This is a genomic window from Ensifer sp. ENS07, assembly GCF_014852185.1.
In the GTDB taxonomy this organism is placed as follows: domain Bacteria; phylum Pseudomonadota; class Alphaproteobacteria; order Rhizobiales; family Rhizobiaceae; genus Ensifer; species Ensifer adhaerens.
The window spans coordinates 703,635-727,244 of sequence record NZ_JACVBE010000002.1 but is presented as its reverse complement, the minus strand read 5'-3'; the positions used below and the strand labels follow the sequence as shown (position 1 = coordinate 727,244).

The window sequence follows — 23,610 nt, the reverse complement described above, 5'->3', positions numbered from 1 at the left end:
ATGTTCTTCTTTTATTCCGTTTTCTGCGCCAGCCGCACCAAGCCTGTGGAAAGACAGGCGATTTCGAGACCGCTTATTCTTGGTCGCGCGGTCTATTCTTTTGTCTTGTCGAAGGCGGTATCCACAGGCACCTGCAGCGCCGTCGCCAACTGGTTGGTGCGTGCGGCAAGCGAGATCACCCTGAGCAGGTCCGCATGCTCGGCGTCGGTCATGCCTTTCGCCCTTGCCGCCGCCGTATGGGAATGGGCGCAGTAGCCGCAGCCATTGGTGACGGAGACGGCGATATAGAGCATCTCCTTGACCAGCGGATCGAGCGCCGAGGGCGTTGCCATCACCGCCTTCACGTCGCGCCAGGTCTGTTCCAGGAGCTCCGGATCGAAGGCGAGCCACAGCCACATATTGTTGATGAAGTCGGATTTGCGGGTGGTGCGAATGTCGTCGAACACGGCTTTGACACGCGGATCGGCTTCCGGGTTCTGAGGCGGGGATACGGTGCTCATGGGGCTCCTTCGCTGTTGTTCTCGGCGGTTGTGTGCGGGCCGGCCGGTCGCCTGAAGCGGTGACGATAGCCGACGTCGCGGCGATTGCCAGCGCTGCGTTTTGGGGAAGCCGTCGCCGATGCGTTCAGTTGGGGATTTCGTTGCAGGGCTGATTGTTCGAGCCGAAGGGTCCGGTCGTAAACAGCACGCCCTTGCTCGAGCCCTGATAGGCGTTGCCGTTCTGCGTGACGATGAAGACCCTGCGGCCGCAAAAGCCCGTCGGCTGCGCGGCAACCACGCGCGTCTGGCCACTGGCGTCAGTGACGGTCTTGGGGTTGCAGGCGCCATAGGGCGTGTCGGCCATGCGAACGGTTGCCGTCGAGCTGCGGCTGAGCGGCGCGGAACTGCCGGGTGGGTATGTGCCCGAAGCCGTGCCTGCAGCGGCCACGGTCGATTGCGTGATCTGAAAATCTGCCGTGCTGTCGTCGTAGCGGCACCGCTTGATGGCCCAGATCCAGACGGCAATGTCGCGCACACCGCTCTCGGGGTCTTCGGCCGAAGCCGCGATGGTGAGCGGCGCCAGGTCGGGAACACTTCGGCGGCGGTTGCAGCAGCTGCTGTCGTTGAAGACCGGGTCGGGATTGCCATGGTCATCCAGGATGCCGGTGATCTCGAGTTTCGTGGTCGGGCCGGTCTTGTCGTCCGCCTGGACAGTCACGGTCTGACACCCCGCAAGAAGCAGGCCCATGGAGACGAGCGCAAATGTCAGGCAAAATGCATGCGGCCCCATGACGACCCCCGCCATTGTCCGTACCGCTGCCCAAGATACTCCCGAAGACTTTTGCCCGCAAACAAGCGCCTTCCTTTGCCGCGCTCGATCAACCCCGCGGCATCGTTGCCGTCCACAAACGATGCGCGTCCTTCAGCACCTTCCTCTGTCGCTATCGCAACCTCGTCGAACGCTTCGTCAGCACTCAGGCACTTCCGTGCCGTCGTCACCGGCTTCGACAAGCACAGCGAAAACGACCTTGCTCTCGTCAAACTCGCTTCAGCCAAAACCTGGTTGTGCTCTATAGGTCGGTGACCTAGAAGAAGCCTCGAACGCTCGGAGCGGCGTTCAGGCAGGAGCCCGACCATGATCAAGATGAGCGTCTACTATCCGGCCGATGGCGGCTCGAAGTTCGATCACGACTACTACCGCACCCGCCACATGCCACTGATCCAGGAACGGCTCGGCGATGCCTGCCTGCGCTACGAGATCGATAAGGGCCTTGCGGGTCGCGAGCCTGGAAGCGCGCCGGGGTTCGTCGCGGCGTGCCACGTCTACTCGCCGAGCCTCGAGACATTCCAGGAGGCGTTAGGTCCCCACCGCGCCGAGATTGCCGCGGATGTCGCCAACTATACGGACATCGCGCCCATCGTGCAGATCAGCGAAGTCGTTGGAGGGTAGGGTGCTTTGGCGCACCATGATCCATGGTGACGCAGCCAGTGCGGAACTGGTCGACGATCGGGAACATGTGGTTGCCGTCGAAGCGTAAACGACCTTGCTCTCGTCAGGCTCGCTTCAGCCAAAACCTGGTTGTGCTCTATAGGCCGGGGGCCTAGGCCAGCGCGAAGACGCGGGCCGGGCCGCCGGTGCCGCCGCGGTGCTTCGGTGCGCCGAGGATGAGGGTTGCGCCCTTGACCGGCAGCTTGTCGAGATTGGCTGCTGCCTCCAGCCCCCAGCGACCCTCCGGCAGCCAGGCATAATGCGTGGCGAAATCGGGCGAGGGGCCATGGTCGAGCGACAGCGTATCGACGGCGATACCAGCCGCCTTGCTTTCCTCGATCAGATATTTGGCCGCCTCGACGTGGAAGCCGGGGAAATGCAGCTTGCCGCCGCCATCGGCATTGCGGAACTTGTCCGTGCCCAGATGCGCGCCCCAGCCCGACAGCATGGCGACGCAGGCGTTTTCCGGGATCTCGCCATTGGCGGCGACCCAGGCCTTGAGGTCGTCGGGCGTCACCTGCGCATCGGCATCGGCCTCAGCCTTCTTTCTGATATCGACAATCACCAGCGGCACCACCAGCTTGTCGACGGGCAGTTCGGCGACCGAGAGGCCATCGGCGGAGAAGTGCAGGGGCGCGTCGACATGGGTGCCGGTGTGTTCGTTCACCCGGAGCTCGAACATGTTGAACTTGTCTTTGGCGTAGTTGAACTTCTCCTCGCGGAAGAACTGCTGCTGGCCGAAGAAGGTCGGGAAATCTTCGTGCAACTCGTGGGTCAGGTCGGTGACGCTTGAATGCCCCTGCGCCAGCGCCGGCGGGGCCGCGCCCACGCTTGCGGCGGCAAGACCCGCGGTTCCGACCGCGGCGGCTTTGAAGAAGCTGCGGCGCGAGAGCATGCGCTCTTTCACCGTTTCCATGACACAGGCATCGCACATCGACTTCTCTCCCCCAAGAGGCCTGAAGACAGGCGCAAAGCCGGCCGAAACACGCTGCCGGCGGTTGCAGGATAGCGCAGTGTCGGCGGCTGTAAACGGTAATTCTCTAGTGAATTTCTGGACAAAGCTGCGAGGCGTCGAGCGAAGCCCCCGTGCGTCATCATCCCGCCAACAAATTCGCTTTTATTACAATTGCGTAATGATGGTATTCTGTCGTTGCCCCGACACGCGCGAACAGGGATACTCCGCGCACAATCGGAACGAACCGCCGGCCGCGCCGCGCTGGGGCGTGTTTTATGTTTAATTCGGAGACTTGAATGCGGGTTTGGAAACAGCTTGCGGTGAGCGCCGCTGTGCTTCTCGTGGGCGCAGCCGTCTGGGTGCGTTTTGTGCCTGGTGCTGGTGAAACGCTGGCGGCGATTGGTGTTTCGCATCCGCTGATTGATGCCTTGTCCAAGCCCGGCGCCGGTGGCGGCGAGGGCGGCGAACGCGGCAATGGCCGCGGGCAGGGCGGCAACAACGCCATTCTCGTCATGGTCCGGCCTTCGGGCACGTCTGTTGTCAACGACCGGCTGAACGCGATCGGCAACGGCGAGGCGATCCATTCCGTCACCGTGACGCCGACGGCAACCGGCAACCTCACCGAAATCCTCGTGCGCTCCGGCGAAAAGGTGTCGCAGGGTCAGGTCATTGCCAAGCTCGACAGCGACGACCAGAAGATTGCTGCCGACCAGGCGAGGCTGACACGTGACAGCGCACGCGAAAAGGTCGAGCGTTACCGCAACCTGAGCACCGCCCGCGCGGTAACAGCCGTGGACGTGCGTGACGCCGAAATCGCCATGCAGACCGCCGAACTGGCGCTGAAGACCGCAGAGCTCGACCTCAAGCGCCGCGACATCGTGGCGCCGTCGAAGGGCGTCGTCGGCATCATCACCGTCAATGTCGGCGACTACGTCACGACCACGACGCCGATTGCCGTCGTCGACGACCGCTCGGAAATCCTCGTCGATTTCTGGGTGCCCGAGCGCTTCGCCAACAAGATCTTCGTCGGCCAGCCCGTCACCGCCTTCGCCATCGCCCAGCCGGGCAACCAGCTCGACGGTGCGATCCACGCGATCGACAACCGCCTCGATCAGGCGAGCCGGACGCTGCGCGTGCGCGCACGGCTTGAAAACCCCGACGACAAGCTGAGGGCGGGCATGTCCTTCTCGGTCACCGTGGCCTTTGACGGCGACACCTATCCGACGGTCGATCCGCTGGCGATCCAGTGGAGTTCGGAAGGCTCCTATATCTGGCGCGTCTCCAGCGACAAGAGCGAGAAGGTGCCGGTGAAGATCATTCAGCGCAACCCGGACAAGGTGCTGGTGGACGCCGCACTGTCGCAAGGCGACGAGATCGTCACCGAAGGCGTGCAGCGCCTGCGCGACGGCGGCGCCGTGCGCATCGCCGGCCGCGAGAACAAGCAGGAACCGCAGAAGGTTGCGGAGGAAACCAAGTGAGCGGCGGCGACAGTCAGGCAAGCGGCCATGGTGCCGGCCAAGGCAGCGCCGGCGGCCAGATGTCGGCCCGCGAACGCGGCAAGACCGGCTTTACCGCGCTCTTCATCCGCCGGCCGATCTTCGCGCTGGTGGTCAATACGCTGATCGTCGTTGCCGGCCTTGCGGCCTGGAACGGCATCGAGATCCGCGAGCTGCCGCAGGTCGACCAGCCGGTCATCTCGGTGACGACAACGCTCGATGGCGCCGCACCCGAGACCATGGACCGCGAGGTGACCTCGGTGGTCGAAGGGGCCGTGTCGCGCGTGCAGGGCATCCGCGACATTTCCTCGACCTCGTCCTTCGGCCGCAGCCGCGTGACGCTGCAGTTCTCCGACACGACCGATATCGGCCAGGCTTCCAACGACATTCGCGACGCGCTCGGCCGGGTGCGCAACCAGCTTCCCGACAATGTCGACGAGCCGAGCATCGTGAAAGCCGATGCCGACAGCCAGCCGATCATGCGGCTGGCGCTGACCTCCGATACGATGTCGATGGAAGACATGACGCTGCTCGTCGAAAACGAGATCAGCGACCGGCTCGCCGCCGTTGAAGGCGTGGCCGACGTTGCCGTCTATGGCGACCAGGAGAAGATCTTCCGCATCGACCTCGACCAGGCGAAGCTCGCCGGGCGCGGCGTGACGGTCGCAAACCTGCGCACTGCGCTTGCCAATGCCTCCTATGACGTGCCAGCCGGCAAGCTGACGAGCGCCAGCCAGGACATCTCGGTACGCGCCACCGCCGACCTGCAGACGCCGGAGCAGTTCGAAAACCTGATCCTCGTCAACAATGTGCGCCTGCGCGATGTGGCGACCGTCACGCTCGGTCCCGACACCGGCACGACGGCGCTGCGCTCCAACGGCCGCCAGGGCATCGGCCTTGGCATCGTGCGCCAGGCGCAGTCCAACACCGTCGATATCTCCGAGGGCGTGCGCAAGGTCGTCGAGACGATCCAGACGCAGATCCTGCCCGAGGGTACGCAGCTCCGCATTACCAGCGATGACGCCGTCTTCATCAACGGCGCTATCCACGAGGTGGAAATCGCGCTGATCGTTGCGGTCTTCATTGTGACGCTGGTCATCTACATGTTCCTGCTCGACTGGCGGGCGACGCTGATCCCGACGATCTCGATGCCGATCGCGCTGATCGGCACGGTGGCGGCGATCTATCTCGCGGGCTTCTCGATCAACATCCTGACGCTGCTCGCGATCGTGCTTGCGACCGGGCTTGTCGTCGACGACGCCATCGTGGTGCTCGAAAACATCGTGCGAAGGCGCGCCGAGGGGCTTGGACCACGCGCGGCGGCCGTTCACGGCACGCTCGAAGTGTTCTTCGCGGTGCTGGCGACGACCGCGACGCTTGCCGCCGTCTTTGTGCCGCTCTCGTTCCTTCCGGGCCAGACCGGCGGTCTCTTCCGCGAGTTCGGCTTCGTGCTTGCCTTCGCGATCCTCCTGTCCTCCTTCGTGTCGCTGACGCTTTGCCCGATGCTCGCCTCGCGCATGCTGACGAAGGATACGCATACGGTGCCGGGGCCGATGGCGCGGTTCGGTGCGCGGGCGGCCGGGTTCTACCGGGTGACGCTGCGCGCCTGCCTCAACTCGCCGCTGATCGTCTTCGTCGTCGCGGGCTTCTTCACCGCCATGGGGGCTGCCGGCTTCCTGACGCTGAAATCGGAGCTGACGCCGACGGAGGACCGCTCGCAGATCATGATGCGCATCAACGCGCCGCAGGGCGTTTCGCTCGAATACGCCCAGGCACAGATGCGCCGCATCGAGGACGGTTTGCAGCCGTTGGTGAAATCCGGCGAGATCGACAACATCTTCTCGATCTCCGGGCAGGGCGGTTCGGTCAACAGCGGCTTCATGGTGCTGACGCTCGCTCCCTGGGACAAGCGTGACCGCACCCAGCAGGAGATCGTCACCGACATCAACAAGGTGACCGGGCGCATTCCTTCGGTTCGCGTCTTTGCGATGCAGCCGAACAGTCTCGGCATTCGCGGCGCCGGCAGCGGCCTGCAGGTGGCGCTCGTCGGCAACGACTACAACAAGCTCGGTGATGCGGCGGCAAAGCTGGTGCGCCAGATGGAAGACACCGGCCGCTTCGAAAACGTCCGCCTCAACTACGAGGCCAACCAGGCGCAGCTTTCGATCACCATCGACCGCGAGCGCGCCTCCGACATGGGTGTCGATATCGGCGGCCTTGCCTGGGCGCTGCAGGCCATGCTCGACGGCAACAGCGTCGTCGACGTCTATGTCGACGGCGAATCCTATCCGGTGAAGCTTCTGTCCTCGACCAACCCGGTCAACGACCCGACCGATCTGCAGAACATTTTCCTCAAGGCCGGTGACGGCAAGATCGTGCCGATGTCGACGATCGCCAGCGTCGAGGAGATGGCGGTGGCGCCGCAGCTGTCGCGGGAATCGCAGCTTCGCGCCGTTTCGCTTTCGGCCGGCCTCAAGTCCGATCTGGCGCTCGGCGAGGCACTGACCATGGTCGAGCAGATGGCAGAGCCGCTTCTGCCGCCGGGCTCACGGATCATGCCGCTTGCCGAAGCCGCAACGCTCAACGAAAACGCCAACGGCCTCTTCGTCACCTTCGGCTTCGCGCTCGTCATCATCTTCCTGGTGCTGGCGGCCCAGTTCGAAAGCTTCGTCAGCGGCCTGATCATCATGTCGACGGTGCCGCTGGGGCTTGCCTGCGCGGTCTTTGCGATGATCATGACCGGCAACACGCTCAACATCTACAGCCAGATCGGCCTCGTGATGCTTGTCGGTATCATGGCGAAGAACGGCATCCTCATCGTCGAATTCGCCAACCAGCTGCGCGACCGCGGCCAGGACGTGCGCTCGGCGATTGAGAATGCCGCCAACATCCGCCTGCGCCCTGTCATGATGACGATGATCGCCACCATCGTCGGCGCGGTGCCGCTGGTGCTTGCCAGCGGCGCGGGCGCCGAGGCGCGCATCGCGCTGGGCTGGGTGCTCGTCGGCGGTCTTGGTCTTGCGGTGATCGTCACCCTCTACCTGACGCCGGTCGCCTATCTGGTGATCGCGCGCTTCACCAAGCCGCATGCGGACGAGGAGCGCAAGCTGCACGAGGAAATGGACGCGGCGGCAGCGCTGGAGGTGCGCTAGCCGGAACGGCCGTCGCGCGACGGCTTATTATTCTAGCCCGGCGGCAACGAGAAAGATCGCTGCCGCCAGCCCGCCGAGCGCGCTGCGCCCGGCGTGAAGCCTGCCCCAGAGACCGAGGAGATCTCGGCTTTCCGGGCCGGCGTCGTCCGGCCGGACTGCCTCCAGCTGGCGGTTGACCGGCATCACGAAGAGCAGCGTATAGGGCCAGTTCAGGATGATGATCGCGGCCCCCAGCCCCCACAGCACATGGCCGGTCTGTCCCCAGGCACCGGCGCCGAACAGGCCCGAGACGAGCGCGAGCGTCGCCTGCATCTCGAAGCCGCGCCGATAGGACGGCACCCACTGCACGAGTGCGGCGCGATCATCGAGATGCAACCGTGCGGGCTGTTCTGCCCAGGTGATGTAGATGGCGGCGCCGAAGAAAACCGACGCGGTGAGCAAAGCGGTTAGACCCAGCATTTGCCTCTCCTTCCTTCACGCCTCCATCATAATCCAAGGCTCACGAAACGGCAGGTGTTTTCTGCCGTTTCGCTCTCATACGTAGCAGTACCGGAGTTTGGTCGGTCTGAGGCGTGACTTTTGCCAGCAGCAAATGTGGTGCGACGCGGCTTGCCGTTTGCAAGGCCCTCTGTCTACCGGCCCGCCCTATGTGCCGTCACGCCGCACGGCCAGCGCCGTCGCGCAGAGCACGACCTCCACCTCTTCTTCGAGTTCGAGGCAGATCTGCCGGTACTCGTCAGCGAGATCCGGGCGGCCGCCGCCCAACACGAGTGCGTCCCGCATGTTGACCGCGAGTTCATAACTGCAGAACAGCTCAATCATGCAATCTGACGATGCCGACGCGATGCTGCCCCTCAAGTGCGGCAACCGCATCATCAGTCGCTTTCTGCCGATCTCTCCAAGCACGTCACACGTCCTTCCGCTCGGCATTTATACGCAAGGACTTCCCGAGCGGATCACCGCGCGGCGCGGTGTGGAGATGACATTTCGGCAAACGGGGACATATCGTGTCGGCTTTTCAGCGTTGGTGTTTTCCACGCTGTCATACAGTCTTGTGACACTCCGGTCTCACGTCAGGCGTTTTCCTGCGCTACTGTGACCGGGAAGTGCGCGAGCGTCTGGACAAAGTGATTCCGATTTGCACAGTAGCGCCTTGAAATGACTGCGCTTCCCGAACATCGAAAAGGCAGCGTGGCGAATGCAAGAGGAAGGGCGTTTTCCGTGGCATTGAAGGCGATCAGGGCTGGCGCGAGAAACGAGGCGGGGATTGCGGCGGCGAAGGCGGACCTTTCCGCCCGCTTCGGCGACCGGTTCCAGACGGGCGAGGCGATCCGCGCCCAGCATGCTCACACCACCACCTATATTCCGGCACAGCTTCCCGACGGCGTGCTGTTTGCCGAAAGCGCCGGGGACGTGCGCGCGATCGTCCAGATCGCCGCGCGACACAAGGTGCCGCTGATCCCGTTCGGCACCGGCTCCTCGCTCGAAGGGCATATCAACGCCCCCCATGGCGGCATCTCGGTCGATCTCTCGCGTATGAACAAGGTGCTCGAGGTCAATGCCGAGGACCTCGACTGCCGCGTCGAGCCGGGCATCACCCGCGAGGAGCTCAACACCTACCTGCGCGACACCGGCCTGTTCTTCCCGATTGATCCCGGCGCCAACGCCTCGATCGGCGGCATGGCCTCGACGCGGGCGTCGGGCACCAATGCGGTGCGCTACGGCACGATGAAAGACAATGTGCTGGCGCTGACGGTGGTGACCGCTGACGGGCGCGAGATCCGCACGGCGCATCGGGCGCGCAAGTCCTCTGCCGGCTACGACCTGACGCGGCTTTTCGTTGGCGCCGAAGGCACGCTCGGCATCATCACCTCGATCACGCTCAGGCTGCAGGGTATTCCGGAGGTCATTTCCGGCGGCGTCTGCCCGTTCCCGACGATCGAGGACGCCTGCAATGCGGTGATCCTCACCATCCAGTCGGGCATTCCGGTCGCGCGCATCGAACTGCTCGATGCGCTGCAGATGAAGGCCTGCAACGGCTATTCCGGCCTTTCCTATCAGGAGACGCCGACGCTCTTCGTCGAATTCCACGGCAGCCCCGAGAGTGTCGAATTACAGGCGCGCCAGTTTGGCGAGATCGCTTCGGAGTTCGGCGCCAGCGACTTCCTCTGGACCACCAATCCGGAGGAGCGGGCGCGGCTCTGGAAGGCGCGGCACAATGCCTATTGGGCGCAAAAAAGCCTGATCCCGGGCGCGGCGATCCTGTCGACCGATGTCTGCGTCCCGATCTCGCGGCTGGCGGAATGCGTGGCGGCAACGCAGGAAGATAGCGCCGCCCACGGGCTGACGGCGCCGATCGTCGGCCATGCCGGCGACGGAAACTTTCATGTCGGCTTGCTGTTTGACGACAAGGATCCGGCTGACGTTGTGCGCGCCGAGGCCTTTGTCGAGCGGCTGAACGCGCGGGCGCTCGCCATGGACGGCACCTGCACCGGCGAGCACGGCATCGGCCAGGGCAAGATGCCGTTCCTTGAGGCCGAACTCGGCGACGCGCTCGATCTGATGCGCCAGATCAAGCGCTCGCTTGATCCGGACAATATCTTCAACCCGGGCAAGATTTTCGCTTGAGGTGAGACGCGCGACGGGCCGTTTTTTGGGACAATGCGCCGGCGACAAAGTGTGATACTGCATAATTCTCAAAGTCGGAATCGACCCCTAGGGAATTATGCGGCAAATCAAGGATGCTACGGCGCCATCAGCGCCGCTGCAGCCGGGCGCCGGTTTCTGGCGCTTAAATCGATTTGCGGCGCGGATGCGCCGATGAACGGAATGGGAATATAGGCACGGTGCTTTCGCGAATTCTTCTTGCCGTCGGTGGACTTGTGGTCGTTGCGCTCTTTGCGGCGCTGATCGCCCCGTGGTTCATCGACTGGACGGGTTTCCGCAAGGAGTTCGAGCGCGAGGCAAGCCGCATCATGGGCAAGCCCGTCGTCGTACATGGCAGCGTCGATGCGCGGCTGATCCCATTCCCAACCGTGACGCTCAACGACGTGCGCGTCGGCGCCGCCGAGGACGGCGACCCGCTGATCCAGGTGGCGCAGTTCTCGATGAGCGCCGAGCTTGCGCCGTTCCTGAGCGGCGAGGCATTGATCTTCGACATGAAGCTCGATCGTCCGCGGGCCAAGGTGCGCCTGTTGCCCGACGGTACGCTCGACTGGGCGAGGGGCCGCCGGGCCTCGATCCCGGCCAAGACCGTCGTGCTTGAAAACGTCGAGATCACCAATGGCCAGGTCGAATTCGTCGACGAGCAGACCGGCCGCACCCGCCGCGTGAGCGGACTTGCCGCAGACATTTCGGCCCGCACGCTCGCCGGGCCCTGGAAGGTTGAGGGGCGCGCCGCGCTCGATGGCGAAGCCGGCAGTTTCTCCTTTACCAGCAACGAAGTGGACGAGGCGGGTACGCTCAGCCTGAAGGCGCGGGTAACGCCCGACAAGCGTCCCTTCGGCGTCGAGACCGACGGTTCGCTGCGCATCGTCGATTTCAGGCCGGTCTATAGCGGCCGCTTCACGCTGACGGAGAACCGCCCGCAGGCCGAGACGAAGGATGCGGATGGGCGGGCGCCGCTGCGCATAAACGGCAACTTCCAGCTGACCAACGAGAGCATCCGCGTCCCGGAATATCGCTTCGAAATCGGCCCGTCGGATGATCCCTATGTGGTCACCGGCGAGGCAACGCTCGATACCGGCAAGGACCAGAAGTTCCTGCTGATCGCCGACGGCCAGCAGATCGACGTCAGCCGCATCGGCCCGAGCCGCAACAACAAGACCGGCCGCGATCCGGCGATCTCGATGCGCCAGCGGCTCGAAGCCATGCTGGCGATCGCCGCCGAAATTCCCATCCCGCAGGTGCCCGGCCGCGCCAGCCTGAAGCTGCCGGCGATCGTCGTCGGCGATACGACGGTCCGCGACGTGCGGATCGACGTACAGCCCGATGGCGCCGGCTGGGTGATCGACAATGTCGTGGCGCTGCTGCCGGGGCGCACGCAGCTCGAAGCCAAGGGGCGGCTGAACCTCAAGGGACAGCGCACTTTCCGCGGCGACCTTCTGCTGGCCTCCAACCAGCCTTCCGGCCTTGCCAACTGGCTGGCGGGCTCGGTCGATCCGGCGATCCGCAAGCTGAGGACCGCCGGCTTTTCCGCCAAGGTGAACCTCACCGATACATTGCAGCAGTTCGAGAACCTCGAAGTGGCGGCCGACGAGGCGAGCCTCAAGGGGCGGCTGGAGCGACAGTCCTTCGCCGACCAGCAACCGAACCTCTCGCTGCAGCTGAAGGGTAACCGCATCGACTTCGAAGCCTTGCAGGCGCTGACCGGGCTCGTGGCGGGCGACGCTTCCACCGATACCTTGCTGCAGCATGCGATTGCCGCCGATCTTTCGGCTGACGAGTTTTCCGCCTTCGGCGAGCAAGCGCAGGACGTGCAGGCGGTGCTGACGCTGAAGAACGGCCAGCTCCAGGCCGAACGCGTGGCGATCGGCTCGCTCGCCGGCGCACAGCTCGCCTTTTCCGGCCGGGCCAGCGGCGACCTCGAAAAGCCCGTCGTCTCGGCCAAGATGAAGCTTGCCGCCAAGAACCTGACGCCGTTTCTGGAAATGATCGGCCGCCACGCGGTCAATCATCCAGCGCTCCGGCAGTTGATCAAGGCCGGTCCCTATTACAGCGACACGGCCTTCGACGTGACGCTGACGGCCGGCAACAAGGAAGGCAACGCGCCCGCGACCTTCGGCATCTTCGGGACCGCGAACGGTACCAAGATCGCCGCCAGCTACCAGGCGCCCGACATGGCGCAGGCGCTGACCGGCAAGGCCATGCTTTTGGAAGCGACGCTCGAAAATCCGGAGACGCGGCTTCTGCTCGGCCAGACGGGTTTCGATCCCTTGCCCTTCGATGCGGATGCCAACGGCATTCTCTCCGTCAAGCTGCAAAGCACCGACGGACCGACGGCGAACGGCACGGTGACCTTTACGACCGAGAAGACGTCGCTCGCCGCCAAGGGCAGCGTCGATCTTTCCCGCGATCATTTCCTCGAAGGTCAGGCGAAGGTGACGCTGCAGACCCAGGACCTGGAGCCCTATCTTCTGCTCCAGGGCGTGGCCTTGCCGCAGATGGGCAGCGGCCTGCCGCTGACCGTCTCTGCCGATATCGCGACAACGCCCGAAACAATTGCGCTGACCACTGTCGAGGGCAAGGCCGACCACAACGGCTTTACCGGCAATCTGACGATCGACCGCAAGGCACCGGGGGCGGCCAGCGGACAGCTGACGCTCGACACGCTCGATCTCGCCTGGCTCGGCGAGGGCGTCCTCGGACCGATCGAGGATACGAACGGGGCCTTCTCGAAGGGGGCTCTGGCGCAGCCTGCCTGGACCGGGCTCAACGTGGCGCTGGACGTGCAGGCGCAGAAATTCTGGCCGGGCGTCTATGGCGCGGTCACGAGCTTTGCCGGCAAGATGGAATGGAAGGGCGACGAGGTCGCGCTGACCGATGCGGCCGGCGACTGGCTGGGCGGCAAGCTCGCCGGGCGGGTGCAGATCGGCAATGCCAACGGCTCGGGCTTCCTGCGCTCGCGCCTGGACGTCAAGGGCGGCGACCTGGCCCAGGCGGGCTGGGCCCATGCGGGCACGCCGGTCGCGACCGGGACTTTCGATCTTTCGGTAGCACTTGAGGCATCGGGTGCGACGCCCGAGGCGATGGCGCATTCGGCAAGCGGTTCGGGTACCACAACCTTCAACGGCATGACGCTCGCCGGCATCAACAGCGCAGCTCTGCCGCAGCTGATCGCGGCAGCCGATGCGCTGAAGACGCAGATCTCGGCGGACGCGATCAGAAGTGCGGCGGAGGCGACAATCTTCTCGGGTCAATCGCTGGTCGGCGTCGTCAAGGCACCCTTCAGCATCGCCGGCGGGGTGCTCCGGGCGCAGAACGTGACGGCTGGCGACGGCAATGCCGCGATGACCGGCGAGGCTTCGCTGGACCTTGCGGCGGGCCGGATCGACGCCGGCATCGATCTGACCTTCCGGCCGGGTGACGAGGCGCTTGCCGGTGCCGAGCCGCGTGTGCGCATCGGCTATGCCGGCCTGCTGGAAGCACCGGGCGTCGATCTCAACGTTGCCGATCTCGCGAACTTCCTGTCGCTTCGCGCCTTCGAGCGCGAGCGCCGGCGGGTCGAGATCCTGCAGGCGAACGTGCTGGAGAAGCAGCGTCTGCGCCGCGAACTTGCGCTTTACAAGGCGCGGGCGGAGGCAAGAGAACTGGAGCGCAAACGCGCCGTTGCCGAGGAACGCCGGCGCGCAGCCGGCGCTGCCGAGGCCGCCCGCCTCAAGGCGGAAGCAGATGCGCGAGCAGAGGCCGAACGCAAGGCCGAAGCGGAACGACAGGCGGAAGCCGCGCGTCGGGCGGCAGAGGCAGCGCGCAGCGCCGGACAGGGCCAGCCGATCCCGCAGACGGGACCGACCCCCCAGACCGTACCGGACGGTGCCACCGGCACCCCTCCCGGACAGAGGCTCAACTTCGACGTCCTGCCCGACGTTACCGTACAGTAGCCGGTGACTATGCCGGAGCACGACGCTCCCTGGCTTTCTGGGCCGGAGATGTGCTTCGCATCCGGCCATGATCCCATCCTTGGCTTGTGCGCCCTGAAGCGCGTCGCGATCTTTCAGCTTCGCTCTCTGCGCTTTTGATTTTTCGCATGTCGTTATCCCAAGACCGCTGCGCGCTTTTGCGCGACATGCTCTGGCTTCAGATTTTGAACATGCCTTTATCGGGTGGGCATTCTCTTGGTTTCCGGCGCATCGTGGCGCGCGAACGGGATCGGCAGAGTTTTAACGAATTCTGAAGCACATCCTCCACTATTGATCGCTAAATTAGCAATTTGCGTTGGATGGGGCAGGGGGTGCGGCTTGCGGGCCGCGTCTTTAATCGGCGCATGGGAAGGACGACGTCGATCGCTCCGGATTGACCCGAGCGGCGCGTCGCCGTCTGCTGAGGGGGCAACGATCAGAGATGCGCTACAATTTGAGGAAGAGAGCCGCCCGTATCTTTGCGGACGAGCGCGGCAACTTTACCGTTCTGACCGCGCTGATAGCGGTGCCGTTGTTGAGTGCCGCGTCGATCGCCATCAACCTGGCGCGGATCAATCTCGAGGCCGCGAAGATGCAGACGGCGCTCGATGCCGCTGCCTTCTCGGCGGTCAAATCCTACGGCGAGGGCGAGACCGAGGCCAGTGCCAGGGATCTCGCCAACAACGTCTTCTTTGCGAATTTCGGCCAGCCGGAGATCGTCGATCAGCTCGGCCCGGAGAGCGGTGTGGCGGTGGCGGCCACGCCGGTGCAGATCGCCTTCGGCGCCGCCGGCGTCGAGACCACGGCGACCGCGGCCTACGCGCTGAAATACAATCCGCTCTTCTTCGGGCTGCAGCCCTATACGATCGACCGGGAAAGTGTTGCCGCGCGCATGCCCGGGAGAGAGGCCTGCATTCTGGCGCTGCACCCGACGGCGAGCCGGGCCTTCGAGGTCAGCGGCGGGGCGAGCGTCGACACATCCGGCTGTACGATCACGTCGAACTCGACCGACGCGCAGTCGATCTACCTCAGCGGCTCGGCCACGCTCAAGGCCGAGTGTCTCTACGCCGCCGGCAAGGTGTCCGCGACGCTCGCCAACCTGCAGCTTGCCTGTGGCAAGGCGGTAGAGGAGGTGACGCCAATTGCCGACCCCTTCCGGTCGAAGAAGATGCCGACCACGGCAGGCTGGGTGAGCCTTGCTGGCTGCGGGCAGAATTTCGTCGGCGGCGGTGGCGGCAACGGCGACTGCAACGGCACCGGCAAGACGCCGAACAACGCGCCCGACACCTACCGCGTCGAGCTGAAGCCTGGCACCTATGGCGATCTCGAAATCAAGGGCAAGGTTCTTCTGAGACCCGGCAACTACATCATCGACGGCGGTAGCCTGAAGTTCACCAGCCAGTCGGTGGTGAGCGCCGAAGGGGTAACCTTCTTCCTCCTGAACGGCGCCCAGCTCGACATTCACGGCGGGGCGACCTTCCAGGTCAGCGCGCCGACGACCGGCGACTGGGCCGGCTTCTCGATCGTCGCCGGGCGCAACAACACGGCCAGCGCCACCATCAACGGCAACAGCGCCTCGTCGCTCGCCGGCATCATCTACATGCCGGCGTCGCGCGAGATCCAGTATGCTGGCAACGGATCGACCGGCGGTGAATGCGTGCGCATCGTCGCCCAGGAAATCACCATGATCGGCAACAGCAGCTTCAAGCTGGATTGCAAGGCGGTGCTGGCCAACACCACGATCAACAACCCCGGCGCGATCCGGCTGGTGCGATAATGACGGACGCGTCTTGCCTCCGGCCGTTGGGCCGGCGGCGTGATCGCTTGCCGGTGTCCAGGCGCGCCTTGCCTTCAGAAGCGGATGGACAGTCCGAGGATTGGACCTTGCTGGACCACGTCGAAGATGAAGCCGTCATTGTCGTAGTTGACGCCCAGCGCACGATAACCGGCGATCGCCGAGATCGTGTCGTTGAAACGGTAGCCGAGGCCAAGGCCGACGTCCCAGTCGATGTCGGCGCCGCCGGCGCCGACCAGGCCCCAGCCGGTCAGGTAGATCTCCGGGGTGAAGAAGTAGTTGCCGCGCACGCCCACCATGCCGTCGACCCAAGTCTTGCGGTCATCGCGGCTGATACCGTCGAGCGGGCCGCCCTGAAAGGATATGGTGGTGTTGACCGACCAGATCCTGGCGCCGCCGACCACGTCGAGATGCGAGTTCTGATCCTCAAACACCGTGTAACCGACGCCGATGAGGCCGGCGAAGGTCTCCGATTCCACATCGACCGTATCGGTGAAGACGCCGCGCGCTTTGCCGTCGCCGGAGAGCTTCGTATAGATCAAGTCACCAAAGACGCTGAAGCGGTCCTTGCGCGCTTCGACGGTGGCCATGGCGGCGAAGTCGAGATTGCTCCAGATGTCGCTGAAGCTGGAGTCGATGTGAACGGTCGGGAGCCCGAATTGCGCTGTGTCGCCGGAGAGGCCCGCCATCCAGAAATAGGGCGCGAAGGTGAATTGCCAGCCGCTCTCGGTTTCTTCCACGGGGGCCGCGGGCGCCATCAGCGGCGTGATGTCGGCCGCGTGGGTCGGCAGGGCGAACAACAGGCCAAGGCAGGCCGTGAGGCCCAGTCGTGTAGGGATACTCATGAAACGCCTCCCGCTTGAGACAATCCCTGAAACGAGAGACGGGCCCGTCTGGAATTGCGCACTACAGACTCTCGAACACAAGGGCAGCGGAAAGTCGCCGCCTCCCGATGTGGGTATTGTTATATAAGTTTATTCGAATACAACTGTTTTGGCCCGAAACGGCGAAGCGGGACATGCCAAATGCCGCGCGCTGTTGCATCGGCCACACAGTTGCCTTGGATCCGCCAATGCCTGTCGCCCGACACTGTACAGCGCTCGTGCGGCAACGGCGTGAGAACAAGGGCTCAAGGTCTCGCGACTAGCCCTTTGATGTGAAAGGCCTTGGGCGAGTTCTGGCCGCGAATTCTGGCCGTGCTGGCCATCGACGGCGGGAGCTCAGGTCTCGTCGGGCAAGAGCGTCGAGCGTTGCGATTTCAGCCATTCGAGCACATGGACGCGCAGTGCCGAGGAGAGGTTGCTGTCAGGCGTGCGCTGGTCGTCGATTTCGGCGATCAGCTGGGCAAGCGGCACCGCCCGCGTTTCGGCGATCGTCTTCAGTTCCTGCCAGAAGGCGTCTTCGAGCGAGAAGCTGGTGCGGTGGCCGTGGAGCGTTGCGGAATGCTTACGGATCATCGCCCGGCCTTAGAGACTGATTCAAGGAATTGGCATTTCGAGTCCGGAAGCTGCCGCAAGTCCTTGCTCCGGAATCACTTTTGCGGGCTCAGTCCTTGTCGACGTCGCCTTCGGCAGGGCGCTCGATGCGGCCCTGGTCAAGGCGGGTCTCCGCCTTGTCGTTCAGCGCTTTCGTCAGGGATTTCTCGGCCTTGGTGCGGCCGAAGGAGATGCGGTTCTGCTCGGCCTGCTTGTCCTTTTCCGTGCGCTCGCGACGCTTGCGGAACTGGCGCAGATTGACGACGTCTCCGGTCATGAGCCGCGGCTCCTCGGATCAGTTCTTCTTGCGAAAGGAATCGAGCGAGACGACGGAGCCGCCGCCATTCTTCGGCTCGGTGGGCTTGTCGTCCTTGGCCGAGGTCTCGGCATTGTCTTCCGGAACGGGATAGGCGGTGATCTCCGCCGATTCCTGTTCTTCTTCCTCGCCGGCCGCCACGTCGAACTCCAGTTCGAAATTGACCGACGGGTCGTAGAAGCCACGGATGGCGTTGAACGGGATCACCAGCCGTTCGGGCGTGTCGGAGAAGGAGAGGCCGATTTCGAAGCCGATTTCGGTGACTTTCAGCTCCCAGAACTGGTGCTGGACCACGATGGTCATCTGTTCGGGATACTTGGCTTTCAGGTGCTGCGAGATGCGCACGCCCGGCGCGCCGGTCAGAAAGGTGATGAAGAAGTGATGCTCTCCCGGCAAGTGACCGGTGGTGGCAACCTCCGTCAGGACCTTTCGGATGACGCTGCGCAGTGCGTCCTGTGCCAGAATGTCGTAGCGGATGTGGTCCTGGCCCATGAGCGTCCCGTCTTTCCTCGAACTCAATCTACTGTCTGCTGCCGGCTTGGAGGTCAAGCCGTCAGCTTTTCATTGCCCGTCTGAAGCAGACGAGTCAATTATTCAAGCATCTATAGACCATTTCGAAGCGGGGGAGAAGGTGAAGGCTTCTGTTGCCAGGTGCCTTCGGACCCCGCCTTACGGTGCTACCCGGAAGGACTTGATTTGAAGTGTCGCACCGCGATTAAGCAGCGAGACGTGCTTCAGCATAGTTGTCGTTTGCAACTATAAGTTTAGCCCGATAACGGTGGTACAATGCCGAGCAAAAAGTCGATCTTTACGCCCTTGTCGATCCTATTTCGCCCCCATCAAAAGCCGATCGATTCTGATCGGTTTTTGGTGGAGGCGCCGGGTACCGCCCCCGGGTCCAATGGGTTTATTTCATCGCCCGTTTATTGCCATAGCCGCCAGAAGACGGCAGAGTTCATATAGGTCTTTCCGGGCCCCAAGAAAAGGGGGATGTGTCGGATATATGACTTTCTCCCGGACTGCCCGGTGCCGAACCGCCTTGACTTGACCGACATCCATGAAAAACTCCCGCTGCTGCCACGCGGCCGGCAATCTCCGGCCGCAGTTTCGAAAAGCAAAGCAAGCTGGAGGCCTCATGACGGACTACCTCGCAGATGTGCAGAAATACGACAGCGGCGCCGACGAAGCGATCGTGAACAAGCTCGTGCGTCACCTTGGCATTGCGCTTCGCAACCGGGATTCCTCGCTCGTTTCGGCGTCGGATCCGAAAGAGCTCGAGCGGGTCAAGGAGAAATGGTGCGAGAAGAAGCTCGGCATCAGCGGCGCCGATGCGGACAGCGCGATCGACGCCACCGTCAAGGCGATGTCGGCGGACCGGTCGAAATCGCGCGTCACCTTCTATTATCTGGTGGCCAAGAACCTCGGCAAGCTGCAGACCTTGTAGCTCCCCGCCGAATTATCCGGGATAATCGTCCCGTGGTCATTGGTTCGCCGCCGGCTTCGTCCTAAATTTAGCGAAAGTACGAATCGGCGGCGCCAGATCATGCAGCAATATCTCGACCTTCTCGACCATGTGATGACCAACGGATCCGACCGCGGCGACCGGACGGGAACGGGCACGCGCTCGGTCTTCGGCCACCAGATGCGCTTCGACCTCTCCGAGGGCTTCCCGGTGCTGACGACCAAGAAGCTGCACCTGCGCTCCATCATCCATGAACTGCTGTGGTTCCTGAAGGGCGACACCAATATTCGCTATCTCAAGGAAAACGGCGTCACCATCTGGGACGAATGGGCAGACGAGAACGGCGACCTCGGCCCGGTCTATGGCTACCAGTGGCGCTCCTGGCCGGCGCCGGACGGGCGCCATATCGACCAGATTGCCGGCCTCGTCGAGAGCCTGAAGACCAACCCGAATTCCCGCCGCCACATCGTCTCGGCCTGGAACCCGGCGCTCGTTGACGAGATGGCGCTGCCGCCCTGCCATTGCCTTTTCCAGTTCTACGTCTCCGACGGCAAGCTCTCCTGCCAGCTCTACCAGCGCTCGGCCGACATCTTCCTCGGCGTGCCCTTCAACATCGCTTCCTATGCGCTCTTGACGATGATGGTGGCGCAGGTGACGGGCCTGAAGCCGGGTGATTTCGTGCACACGCTTGGTGACGCGCACATCTACCACAACCATTTCGAGCAGGCCCGGCTGCAGCTCACCCGCACGCCGAAGGCGCTGCCGCGGATGGAAATCAATCCAGACGTGAAAGATCTCTTTTCCTTCCGTTTCGAAGACTTTACGCTCGTCGGCTACGAAGCCGATTCATCCATCAAGGCGCCGATCGCCGTCTGACATATCCTGATGCTGCGGGTGGCCGGTCCGCATTTCTGAATTCTTCTCGATGCCGATGCCGCGCCACCCTTCGGGCGAGGCAGGAGCTTCCGTCGCCCGCACGCGCAGGGGCCGGCAATCCAAGGTGAGGGGCGGCCGGGGAGGGCTGTCGTCCAAGGGAGGTATCGATGCTCACACTCGTTCATGCGCCGCTGTCGCGATCCTCGCGCATCGTCTGGCTGCTTGAGGAGCTGGGCGCGGAATACGAGATCCGCTACGTCTCGATCCGCCGCTGGGACGGCTCGGGTGAGCCCGACGACAACAACCCGCATCCGCACAAGCAGGTGCCGGCGCTCATCCATAATGGCGCGGTGATCTGGGAGTCGGCCGCCGTCGTGCAGTATCTCACCGACCTCTATCCCGATTGCAGCCTCGGCCGGCCGCCCGGCCACAAGGAGCGTGGCGCCTATCTCTCCTGGCTTGCCTATTACGCGGGGGTGATCGAGCCGACGGCGCTTGCCCATATCTCCGGCGCCACCATCAACAACCCGGCACAGGCGCGGCTCTACAGCGAAATGTGCGCCCATGTGATCGACGTGCTCACCCGACGGACCTATCTGCTCGGCGAGACGATGAGTGCCGCCGATCTGCTCTTGGCAAGCGCGCTGCAGTGGATGCGCAAGATCCTGCCGGAAAGCACGGTCGTCGATCGCTACATCCGCGTGGTGACGGACCGGGCAGCCTATGACCGCGCCAGAGAAATCGACAGCAAACCGAACGGGTTCCATGACTGAAACGAAGACCACCCACCCGAAGATATCGATCGTCGTCGCCGTTGCCGCAAACGGCGTCATCGGCCGCGACGGCGATCTGCCCTGGCGGCTTTCGACCGATCTCAAGCGCTTCAAGGCGCTGACGATCGGCAAGCCCGTGATCATGGGGCGCAAGACCTGGGCGTCGCTCGGGCGTCCGCTTCCCGGCCGCGCCAACATCGTCATCACCCGCAACGCGGATTTTGTGGCGGAAGGGGCAAGCGTCGTCCCGTCGCTCGATGCGGCGGTAGCGCTTGCCGGCCGAGAGGCGGAGGCCGCGGGCGTGGACGAGATCTGCGTGATCGGTGGCGGCGAGATCTACCGCCAGTCGATCGCGCGTGCCGATATCTTGCATGTGACCGAGGTGCAGGCGACCGTGGATGGCGACACGCGCTTCCCCGATATCGATCCCGGCATTTTCGAGAAGGTCTTCGAAGAGGACCTGCCGCAGGGTGAAAAGGACAGCCACGCCATGCATTTCGTCACCTTTAAGCGGCGTGCGACAGCCTGACGCGGCGGATCGTCAACTATTTTGAACCATTTACGGTGAACTCGGGTCTATCGCGTTGAAAGCGGTGCGGGTGATACCTATAACGGTTTCACATCATGAACGACCGTGCGGTGGCGCGGCCGTTCAGCGTGGGAAGTATTCAAAAGAGAGGTTTTGATGCCCTGGAGCAATCAGAATGGCGGCGGCGGTGGCCCATGGGGCGGCGGCGGTGGCGGCGGCAATCAGGGGGGTCCCTGGGGCCAGGGGCCAAACCGGCCGCGTGGCGGCAAGGGCGGCCCGCCGGATCTGGAAGAGATCATTCGCCGTGGCCAGGACCAGCTCAAGAACGTCGTTCCCGGCGGCTTCAATGGTGGCGTCTTCGCCATTATCGGCCTGCTGATCGTCGGTTTTGTCCTGATCAATTCGATCTACACGGTGCAGCCGGACGAGCGCGGCGTCGAGATGCGCTTCGGCAAGCCGAAGGACGAGATCTCGATGCCTGGCCTGCACTATCATTTCTGGCCATTCGAGACCGTCGAATTCGTCAAGATCACCGAGCAGCAGCAGAACATCGGCGGGCGCTCGAGCGGCCAGTCGAATTCCGGCCTGATGCTCACCGGCGACCAGAACATCGTCAACGTCCAGTTCTCGGTTCTTTACTCGGTCACCGATCCGAAGGCTTACCTCTTCAACGTCGAGAACCCGTCCGACACGCTGCAGCAGGTGGCCGAAAGCGCGATGCGCGAAGTCGTTGGTCGCCGTCCGGCGCAGGACATCTTCCGTGACAACCGTCAGGCGATCGCCGCGGACGTGAAGAGCACGATCCAGGCAACGATGGACACCTACGGCACCGGCGTTTCCGTCAACACGGTCGCCATCGAGGACGCCGCACCGCCGCGCGAAGTGGCCGATGCGTTCGACGAAGTGCAGCGCGCCGAGCAGGACGAGGATCGCTTCGTCGAAGAAGCCAACCAGTATGCCAACCAGGTGCTCGGTAAGGCACGCGGTCAGGGTGCGCAGATCCGCGAAGAAGCGGCCGCCTACAAGGACCGTGTCGTCAAGGAAGCACAGGGTGAGGCGCAGCGCTTCATCTCCGTCTATGACGAGTACTCCAAGGCGCCTGACGTTACCCGCAAGCGTCTCTATCTCGAAACCATGCAGGGCGTTCTCGGCAAGTCGAAGAAGGTCATCATCGACGAGAAGAACGGGCAGGGCGTACTGCCATATCTGCCGCTGAATGAAATCGGTCGTCCGACGACGTCGGGTGCCGCAGCAGTTTCGGGAGCAGGCCAGTGATCAATAATCGTACCTCCGTTATCCTGATCCTGCTCGCCGTCGTCTTCGTCGGCATCTATTCCTCGGTCTTCGTCGTCAACGAGCGTCAGCAGGCGATCGTCGTTCGCTTCGGTCAGATCAAGGACGTCAAGAGCCAGCCGGGCCTCTACTTCAAGCTGCCCTTCGCCTTCATGGATGCCGACCGCGTCCAGTACGTCGAAGACCAGGCACTGCGCTTCGACCTCGACAACATCCGTGTCCAGGTCTCGGGCGGCAAGTTCTATGAAGTTGATGCCTTCGTCGTCTACAAGATCTCCGATCCCCGCCGCTTCCGCGAGACGGTCTCGGGCGATCGCGACTCGGCGGAATCGCGTCTCAGGACCCGTCTCGACGCGTCGCTGCGCCGTGTCTACGGTCTGCGTGGCTTCGAGGCTGCTCTTTCGGACGAGCGTGCGTCGATGATGCGCGAAGTGCGCGCCGACCTCAAAACCGACGCGGAGTCGCTCGGCCTCAACATCGAGGACGTCCGTATCCGTCGCACCGACCTGACGCAGGAGGTCTCGCAACAGACCTACGACCGCATGAAGGCCGAGCGTCTGGCGGAAGCCGAACTGATCCGCGCCCGCGGTAACGAAGAGGGCCAGCGCCGCCGCGCGATTGCCGACCGTCAGGTCGTCGAAATCGTGGCCGAAGCCCAGCGCGATTCGGAAATCCTGCGCGGTGAAGGCGAAGCCGAACGCACAAGGACCTTTGCTGACGCCTTTGCGCGCGATCCGAAGTTCTTCGAGTTCTATCGCTCCATGACCGCTTACACGCAGTCGATCGGTAGCCCGGACACGACGCTGGTGCTTTCGCCGCATTCGGAATTCTTCCGTTACTTCAATAACTCGGAAGGCACTCCGCCGGCCGCGGCACCTCAAGCAGCGACCGGAAACTAGGCGG

General features: G+C 63.6%; 21 protein-coding genes and 1 other RNA gene. 12 read left to right on the top strand and 10 right to left on the bottom strand.

The genetic code is table 11. The features are described 5' to 3' along the window. Positions 1–92 precede the first annotated feature (92 nt). Together IB277_RS10740 and IB277_RS10735 are read right to left on the bottom strand one after the other, a co-directional pair. Complete coding sequence (locus IB277_RS10740; protein ID WP_034792561.1) at positions 93–500, bottom strand: carboxymuconolactone decarboxylase family protein; 408 nt, start codon at positions 498–500, stop codon at positions 93–95. A 124-nt stretch (positions 501–624) separates the two neighbouring features. Further along, positions 625–1,269 (bottom strand): hypothetical protein, encoded by a 645-nt coding sequence (locus tag IB277_RS10735; protein ID WP_090294305.1) that lies wholly within the window; start codon positions 1,267–1,269, stop codon positions 625–627. 345 nt (positions 1,270–1,614) lie between these two features. Here IB277_RS10735 and IB277_RS10730 point away from each other — a divergent pair, with 345 nt between their 5' ends. After that, positions 1,615–1,929 (top strand): EthD family reductase, encoded by a 315-nt coding sequence (locus tag IB277_RS10730; protein WP_034792570.1) that lies wholly within the window; start codon positions 1,615–1,617, stop codon positions 1,927–1,929. 151 nt (positions 1,930–2,080) lie between these two features. Here IB277_RS10730 and IB277_RS10725 read toward each other — a convergent pair whose 3' ends face one another. Then, positions 2,081–2,902 (bottom strand): cyclase family protein, encoded by an 822-nt coding sequence (locus IB277_RS10725; protein WP_034792573.1) that lies wholly within the window; start codon positions 2,900–2,902, stop codon positions 2,081–2,083. Positions 2,903–3,219: 317 nt separating this feature from the next. On the opposite strand from IB277_RS10725, the gene IB277_RS10720 reads away from it, so the two are divergent. Both IB277_RS10720 and IB277_RS10715 read left to right on the top strand, forming a co-directional pair. After that, complete coding sequence (locus tag IB277_RS10720; RefSeq protein ID WP_034792575.1) at positions 3,220–4,401, top strand: efflux RND transporter periplasmic adaptor subunit; 1,182 nt, start codon at positions 3,220–3,222, stop codon at positions 4,399–4,401. A gap of 59 nt (positions 4,402–4,460) precedes the next feature. Continuing rightward, positions 4,461–7,571 carry an efflux RND transporter permease subunit gene (locus IB277_RS10715; RefSeq protein ID WP_060516170.1) on the top strand — a complete coding sequence of 1,037 codons (3,111 nt, stop codon included), beginning with the start codon at positions 4,461–4,463 and terminating at the stop codon, positions 7,569–7,571. Between the two features lie 27 nt (positions 7,572–7,598). Here IB277_RS10715 and IB277_RS10710 read toward each other — a convergent pair whose 3' ends face one another. Beyond that, positions 7,599–8,030, bottom strand: a complete 432-nt coding sequence (locus IB277_RS10710; RefSeq protein WP_034792578.1) for a DUF1772 domain-containing protein — start codon at positions 8,028–8,030, stop codon at positions 7,599–7,601. 186 nt (positions 8,031–8,216) lie between these two features. Then, the gene (locus tag IB277_RS10705; protein ID WP_060515956.1) at positions 8,217–8,477 is read right to left on the bottom strand and encodes a hypothetical protein; all 261 of its coding nucleotides are present in this window, start codon (positions 8,475–8,477) and stop codon (positions 8,217–8,219) included. A gap of 315 nt (positions 8,478–8,792) precedes the next feature. Here IB277_RS10705 and IB277_RS10700 point away from each other — a divergent pair, with 315 nt between their 5' ends. The 3 genes from IB277_RS10700 (at position 8,793) to IB277_RS10690 (ending at position 15,965) form a co-directional block, all read left to right on the top strand. Next, entirely contained in the window at positions 8,793–10,199 is a 1,407-nt protein-coding gene (locus IB277_RS10700) for an FAD-linked oxidase C-terminal domain-containing protein (protein WP_192370989.1), read from the top strand. 254 nt (positions 10,200–10,453) lie between these two features. Then, positions 10,454–14,170 (top strand): AsmA-like C-terminal region-containing protein, encoded by a 3,717-nt coding sequence (locus IB277_RS10695; RefSeq protein ID WP_371813590.1) that lies wholly within the window; start codon positions 10,454–10,456, stop codon positions 14,168–14,170. A 460-nt stretch (positions 14,171–14,630) separates the two neighbouring features. After that, complete coding sequence (locus IB277_RS10690; RefSeq protein WP_060515958.1) at positions 14,631–15,965, top strand: TadE/TadG family type IV pilus assembly protein; 1,335 nt, start codon at positions 14,631–14,633, stop codon at positions 15,963–15,965. Between the two features lie 74 nt (positions 15,966–16,039). Here the strand turns inward: IB277_RS10690 and IB277_RS10685 are convergent, their stop codons facing one another. The 5 genes from IB277_RS10685 to ssrA form a co-directional block, all read right to left on the bottom strand. Next, positions 16,040–16,828, bottom strand: coding sequence for a hypothetical protein (locus IB277_RS10685; RefSeq protein ID WP_034792592.1), 789 nt, complete (start codon positions 16,826–16,828; stop codon positions 16,040–16,042). A 375-nt stretch (positions 16,829–17,203) separates the two neighbouring features. Further along, positions 17,204–17,440, bottom strand: coding sequence for a ribbon-helix-helix domain-containing protein (locus tag IB277_RS10680; protein WP_034792594.1), 237 nt, complete (start codon positions 17,438–17,440; stop codon positions 17,204–17,206). An 88-nt stretch (positions 17,441–17,528) separates the two neighbouring features. Continuing rightward, the gene (locus IB277_RS10675; protein ID WP_034792596.1) at positions 17,529–17,735 is read right to left on the bottom strand and encodes a DUF4169 family protein; all 207 of its coding nucleotides are present in this window, start codon (positions 17,733–17,735) and stop codon (positions 17,529–17,531) included. Between the two features lie 18 nt (positions 17,736–17,753). Continuing rightward, the gene (locus IB277_RS10670; protein ID WP_090294299.1) at positions 17,754–18,266 is read right to left on the bottom strand and encodes an SspB family protein; all 513 of its coding nucleotides are present in this window, start codon (positions 18,264–18,266) and stop codon (positions 17,754–17,756) included. Between the two features lie 138 nt (positions 18,267–18,404). After that, positions 18,405–18,763, bottom strand: a transfer-messenger RNA (tmRNA) gene (gene ssrA / locus IB277_RS10665). A gap of 146 nt (positions 18,764–18,909) precedes the next feature. Here ssrA and IB277_RS10660 point away from each other — a divergent pair. From IB277_RS10660 to hflC, 6 genes are all read left to right on the top strand, one after another. Next, positions 18,910–19,218 carry a DUF2853 family protein gene (locus IB277_RS10660; RefSeq protein ID WP_192370988.1) on the top strand — a complete coding sequence of 103 codons (309 nt, stop codon included), beginning with the start codon at positions 18,910–18,912 and terminating at the stop codon, positions 19,216–19,218. A 99-nt stretch (positions 19,219–19,317) separates the two neighbouring features. After that, positions 19,318–20,112: a thymidylate synthase gene (locus IB277_RS10655; RefSeq protein WP_060515960.1), complete on the top strand. Its 795-nt coding sequence runs from the start codon at positions 19,318–19,320 to the stop codon at positions 20,110–20,112. Positions 20,113–20,279: 167 nt separating this feature from the next. After that, positions 20,280–20,885: a glutathione S-transferase gene (locus tag IB277_RS10650; protein ID WP_060515961.1), complete on the top strand. Its 606-nt coding sequence runs from the start codon at positions 20,280–20,282 to the stop codon at positions 20,883–20,885. Next, the gene (locus IB277_RS10645) at positions 20,878–21,414 is read left to right on the top strand and encodes a dihydrofolate reductase (protein WP_034792608.1); all 537 of its coding nucleotides are present in this window, start codon (positions 20,878–20,880) and stop codon (positions 21,412–21,414) included. Before IB277_RS10650 ends, IB277_RS10645 begins: the two co-directional genes overlap by 8 nt. A 156-nt stretch (positions 21,415–21,570) precedes the next feature. After that, positions 21,571–22,689, top strand: coding sequence for an FtsH protease activity modulator HflK (gene hflK / locus IB277_RS10640; protein ID WP_034792611.1), 1,119 nt, complete (start codon positions 21,571–21,573; stop codon positions 22,687–22,689). After that, a complete protein-coding gene (gene hflC, locus IB277_RS10635; RefSeq protein ID WP_060515963.1) occupies positions 22,686–23,606 on the top strand; it encodes a protease modulator HflC in 921 nt (306 codons plus the stop codon). The genes hflK and hflC overlap by 4 nt, the downstream gene beginning before the upstream one ends. Positions 23,607–23,610: the final 4 nt, after the last annotated feature.

Bases quoted from the DNA above. Each gene is read 5' to 3' on its own strand.
- IB277_RS10740 (WP_034792561.1), bottom strand. From the start codon at position 500: ATGAGCACCGTATCCCCGCCTCAGAACCCGGAAGCCGATCCGCGTGTC.
- IB277_RS10735 (WP_090294305.1), bottom strand. From the start codon at position 1,269: ATGGGGCCGCATGCATTTTGCCTGACATTTGCGCTCGTCTCCATGGGC.
- IB277_RS10730 (WP_034792570.1), top strand. From the start codon at position 1,615: ATGATCAAGATGAGCGTCTACTATCCGGCCGATGGCGGCTCGAAGTTC.
- IB277_RS10725 (WP_034792573.1), bottom strand. From the start codon at position 2,902: ATGTGCGATGCCTGTGTCATGGAAACGGTGAAAGAGCGCATGCTCTCG.
- IB277_RS10720 (WP_034792575.1), top strand. From the start codon at position 3,220: ATGCGGGTTTGGAAACAGCTTGCGGTGAGCGCCGCTGTGCTTCTCGTG.
- IB277_RS10715 (WP_060516170.1), top strand. From the start codon at position 4,461: ATGTCGGCCCGCGAACGCGGCAAGACCGGCTTTACCGCGCTCTTCATC.
- IB277_RS10710 (WP_034792578.1), bottom strand. From the start codon at position 8,030: ATGCTGGGTCTAACCGCTTTGCTCACCGCGTCGGTTTTCTTCGGCGCC.
- IB277_RS10690 (WP_060515958.1), top strand. From the start codon at position 14,631: ATGCGCTACAATTTGAGGAAGAGAGCCGCCCGTATCTTTGCGGACGAG.
- IB277_RS10685 (WP_034792592.1), bottom strand. From the start codon at position 16,828: ATGAGTATCCCTACACGACTGGGCCTCACGGCCTGCCTTGGCCTGTTG.
- IB277_RS10680 (WP_034792594.1), bottom strand. From the start codon at position 17,440: ATGATCCGTAAGCATTCCGCAACGCTCCACGGCCACCGCACCAGCTTC.
- IB277_RS10675 (WP_034792596.1), bottom strand. From the start codon at position 17,735: ATGACCGGAGACGTCGTCAATCTGCGCCAGTTCCGCAAGCGTCGCGAG.
- IB277_RS10670 (WP_090294299.1), bottom strand. From the start codon at position 18,266: ATGGGCCAGGACCACATCCGCTACGACATTCTGGCACAGGACGCACTG.
- IB277_RS10660 (WP_192370988.1), top strand. From the start codon at position 18,910: ATGACGGACTACCTCGCAGATGTGCAGAAATACGACAGCGGCGCCGAC.
- IB277_RS10655 (WP_060515960.1), top strand. From the start codon at position 19,318: ATGCAGCAATATCTCGACCTTCTCGACCATGTGATGACCAACGGATCC.
- IB277_RS10650 (WP_060515961.1), top strand. From the start codon at position 20,280: ATGCTCACACTCGTTCATGCGCCGCTGTCGCGATCCTCGCGCATCGTC.
- IB277_RS10645 (WP_034792608.1), top strand. From the start codon at position 20,878: ATGACTGAAACGAAGACCACCCACCCGAAGATATCGATCGTCGTCGCC.
- hflK (WP_034792611.1), top strand. From the start codon at position 21,571: ATGCCCTGGAGCAATCAGAATGGCGGCGGCGGTGGCCCATGGGGCGGC.